The organism is Xanthomonas sp. SHU 199, from assembly GCF_000364665.1.
GTDB classification, from domain to species: Bacteria; Pseudomonadota; Gammaproteobacteria; order Xanthomonadales; family Xanthomonadaceae; genus Xanthomonas_A; species Xanthomonas_A sontii.
Map to the genome: position 1 here is coordinate 1 of NZ_AQOI01000503.1, position 4,100 is coordinate 4,100.

Sequence of the window (4,100 nt, forward strand, 5' to 3'; positions counted from 1 at the left end):
CGGGCCGGAGGAACCGGCCACCCGGGGCATTTTCGCCGATCCGGGGCCCGCGATCCACGCGCCGTGCGATCGCCGTGCCCGGCCTCCGCCCGGAGGCGGGGCGGGGCGGGACCGCTCAGCGTGCCGGTGCGGTCGCGAACTCGCCGCGCCGCAGCTTGGCCACGTCGTTGCCTTGCGCATCCTGTGCCTGCAGGTCGGCGCCCTTGGCGGCGAGCTCCTTCAGCACCTCGGTGCGCTGGAACAACGCCGCGTACATGGCCGCGGTCTGCCCGGCGTTGTTGCGCTGGTCCGGCGCGCAATCGGCCTGCATCAGCCGCTTGGCGATGCTCAGCTCGCCCTTGAAGATCGCGCCCATCAGCGCGGTGTTGCCGCGCTTGTCCTGCGCGCAGGGGTCGGCGCCGGCGCGCAGCAACTGCTCCACCGCCGCCTGCTGGCCGTGGTAGGCGGCCAGGATCAGCGCGGTGTAACCCTTGTCGTCGCGGGTATCGAGGTCGTAATGGGCGCGGATGAACTCGGCCAGCATGTCCTGGCGGCCCTGCCGCGCGGCATCGAAGAAGTAGCTGCGCAATTGCGCCTGCACTGCAGCCGGATCGGGCGCGGGCGGTGCGGCCGGTGCAGCGACCGCCGTGGCGCTGACCGCGAGGCCAAGAAGGAAGAGGACAACACGACGCATGGGGAGTCTCCGCAAGAACGTGCGCGGCGCGGCGATGCCGCCGCCGGGCCGCGCGTGGGACAGATCAATCCTGCAGCTGCGCAGCCAATTGCTTGACCCGCGCCAGGTCGCCCTTGGCCACCCGCGCCACACCGCTGCCGTAGGCCGGGTCGGCCTTGTACAGGAACGACAGCATGAGGTGCTTGCTCGCGTCGTCGGTGCCGGCCAGCGATTCGCCGAAGCTCTGGATCAGGTCCTGCTGCTCCTTCTTGCTGTAGCCGCGGAACAGTTCGCCGGCCTGCTTGAAGTTCTGCTCGCGCGCGATCCTGGCCTGCTGGGTGGTGCCGGACAGCGGCAACTGGCTGTAGCGCGCGTTCGGATCCTGCGGCCGCGGGCTGAGACGGCTCGGCTCGTAGTTCACGCCGCTGCTGGTGCTGCCGGCATTCATCGCGCCGTCCTGGTTGCCGTTGTTGACCGCCACGCGCGGCCGGTTCACCGGCAGGCTCAGGCCGTTGGTGCCGACGCGGTACAGCTGCGTGTCGGCGTAGGAGAAGATCCGCCCCTGCAGCAGGCGGTCTTCCGACGGCTCGATGCCCGGCACCAGATTGGCCGGCGCCATCGCCACCTGCTCGGTCTCCTGGAAGAAGTTGTCCACGTTCCTGTTCAGCACCATCTGCCCGATCTTGCGCTCGGGCACGCCCGGCCAGATCTTGGTGGCATCCAGCGGATCGAAGTCGAACTTGGCCAGATCCTCGGGCGCGAGCACCTGGATGTACAGGTCCCACTTCGGATAGTCGCCGCGCTTGATCGCGCCGACCAGGTCGTTGGTCAGGTGGCTGTAGTCCTTGCCCTGCACCGCCACCACCTGCTGCGGATCCAGGTTCTTGAGGCCCTGCAGGCTCTTCCAGTGGAACTTGACGTAGTGCACCTGGCCCTGCGCGTTGACCAGCTTGTAGGCATGCACGCCGTTGCCGTCCATGAAGCGGTAGCCGGCCGGCGTGCCTTCGTTGGAGTACAGCAGGGTCAGGGTGCGGGTCGCCTCGGGCACGTGCGAGAAGAAGTCGAAGCGGCGCGCATCGTCGTCGAGGTTGGTGCGCGGGTCCGGCTTGAACGCGTGCACCATGTCCGGGAACTTGATCGCGTCGCGGATGAAGAAGGTCGGGAAGTTGTTGCCGACCAGGTCCCAGTTGCCTTCGCTGGTGTAGAACTTGGTGGCGAAGCCATGCGGATCGCGCAGCGTCTCCGGCGAATGGTTGCCGTGCACCACCGAGGAGAAGCGCACGAACACCGGCGTGGTCGTACCCGGCGCGAACACCTTGGCCTTGCTCAGGTCGGAGATGTCGGCGGTGGCGGTGAACTCGCCATGCACGCCGGTGCCGCGCGCGTGCACCACGCGCTCGGGGATGCGCTCGCGGTCGAAGCGCTGCAGCTTCTGGATCAGTTGCACGTCCTGCAGCAGCGTCGGGCCGTTGGGGCCGGCGGTCTGCGAGTTCTGGTTGTCGCCCACCGGCGCGCCGTTGTCGCGGGTGAGCGTGGACTGCGCGGCGCTGGCCGACAGGATCAGGGAAGGCGACAACAGGACAAGCAACAACAGGGATCCAGGGCGCATGGCGTCGGCTCGTGTGAAGGGAGCTGCAGCATGGCGGGAGTGCGACGCGCAGAACATTCGTTCCTTGCAATCGATGCCATCGACGCGCCCAATCGTGTCCGCGCACTGTGATCGCGACCATTGGTAGAGTGCGCAATCCGTTGCAGCTGCAGCGTCGTCGCTGCGTCACTCGACGACGATGCAGCCGCAGATCGACCGCAAAATGTAGACGCGCGCGCGTGCCAGCGGCAGCGGCGATGCCTGGCGACGCGGCCGCAAGCGCACCGCGGCGCGATGCACCGCGCGTAGCGCCGCGATGGCGGACGCTAGCGCTTCGCGCTCAGCGCGCGGCTGCGGTCGGCGAACAGTGTCTGATCGGCGCGGCTGTAGGCCTCGCGCTGCACGGCCGCATCGATGCCGCGCTGGAAGTCGGCGCGGAACCCCGACTCGGTGATGCGCTGGGCGATCAGGAACACCGCGTGCGCCGTGTCGGCGCCGACCGCCTGCGCATCGGGGAAGCCCTGGCGCCGGATCAGATCGGTGAGGCGCTCCTGGCTTTCCTTCTGCACCGTTCGCACCTCGCGCGCATACGCGCGCAACGAGACGGTGTCGTGCTGCAGCCGCTGCGGCGAATAGTCGCGCTTGAGATCGGCGCGGGCCTGTGCGTCGTCGCTGATCAACTGCAGCAGTTGCGTGCGATAGGCCGGATTGGCCGGCGCTGCCGCTGCTGCGTCTTCTGTCGGTGCGCCCGTCGGCCGCGCCACGGCGATGCCGGTCAGCACGCACAACGCCGCTCCGAACGCCCACTGTCTGGCGATTCGCATCATGATTCCCCCTGTCGCCCCGATACTAGACCAGCGCGCACGACCTGTCCCCGGTCTGGGCTCGACAACACAGATCGCCGCCCGCGAGACAGAGGATTATCAACGGGCATCACGCCTACAGCTCAAACCAAGTCACACAATAGCCGGCGGCCATGCCAACCCGCAATTCGCAGGGCCATCTGCGCTCAGGCGCTTCCGCGGCAGCCTGCCTCGACGCTGACTTGCGCGCGGCCACACAGTCTCCAGACCCCGAACCGCGCGCAGGAGTTCCGTGCTGCCCCCTTGTGCGTGGACGAGCCCGCCGCTGCGATCGAGCTCGTCCCACCGGATGCACGTAGAAGGGCTAGATGCCCTGACCGCGACGCCCCCGTCGCCTCAGTGTGCGGCAACGTCAGGCGGCAACCCCATCTCGGCTCGGCGCTGCTGCAGGCGTTCGGGTTGCTCGACGTCGAACAGACTGCCATCGGCCTTGTGCTGGGTCCCGTAGAGTTGTGGCTGCCCGCTCAGGACTCGATTTCGATCCACGTACAGCGCAAGGTCCTCCTTGCTGTAGCGTCCCTTCTCGGCGGCAGCCTGGATACCTGTCAGGAACGCGTCGCGGAACGTCCGGTCCGCGGCATGCTGGGCCACCAGAAATCCCGCGTGTGCGCCGTCACTGCCGGCGACCGCCGTATCCGGAAAACCGTATTTGGCCATCAGCGCGGAGAGTGCCTGCTGGTTCTGTTGTTGCGAGGCATGGATCTTCAACGCGAGCGCGCGGGCGCTGCCGGGATCGTTCTGCAACTGCTGCGGCGTATAGTCCTTCAAGACATCTGCGCGGATCTGCTGATCGGCCTGAGCCAACTGCAGGAGCTGTTGCCGGTAGTCGGCGTTGACACCCTCGACCTCGACGGAATGGGCCATCGGTTGCTCCTGTTGAGGACGGGCAAAACTTCCGCCAGCGATCGCAAGCAGGGTGGCCGTGGTGATCAGGCACATCATCATTCGCATAGGGAATTCGCTTCGGATGGAATGGATGCCCGTGTGGGGGCTTGGG

General features: G+C 67.5%; 4 protein-coding genes. All 4 read right to left on the minus strand.

Annotated elements, in window-relative coordinates:
• Positions 1 to 115: 115 nt before the first annotated feature.
• The 4 genes from D183_RS0115570 to D183_RS0115590 all read right to left on the minus strand — a co-directional run bounded on the left by D183_RS0115570 (position 116) and on the right by D183_RS0115590 (position 4,054).
• Complete coding sequence (locus D183_RS0115570) at positions 116 to 673, minus strand: ankyrin repeat domain-containing protein (protein ID WP_026144528.1); 558 nt, start codon at positions 671 to 673, stop codon at positions 116 to 118.
• Positions 674 to 737: 64 nt separating this feature from the next.
• The gene (katB, locus tag D183_RS0115575; RefSeq protein ID WP_026144529.1) at positions 738 to 2,261 is read right to left on the minus strand and encodes a catalase KatB; all 1,524 of its coding nucleotides are present in this window, start codon (positions 2,259 to 2,261) and stop codon (positions 738 to 740) included.
• Between the two features lie 305 nt (positions 2,262 to 2,566).
• Positions 2,567 to 3,064, minus strand: a complete 498-nt coding sequence (locus D183_RS0115585; RefSeq protein ID WP_232757287.1) for a hypothetical protein — start codon at positions 3,062 to 3,064, stop codon at positions 2,567 to 2,569.
• A gap of 375 nt (positions 3,065 to 3,439) precedes the next feature.
• Entirely contained in the window at positions 3,440 to 4,054 is a 615-nt protein-coding gene (locus D183_RS0115590; RefSeq protein ID WP_026144530.1) for a DUF6624 domain-containing protein, read from the minus strand.
• Positions 4,055 to 4,100: the final 46 nt, after the last annotated feature.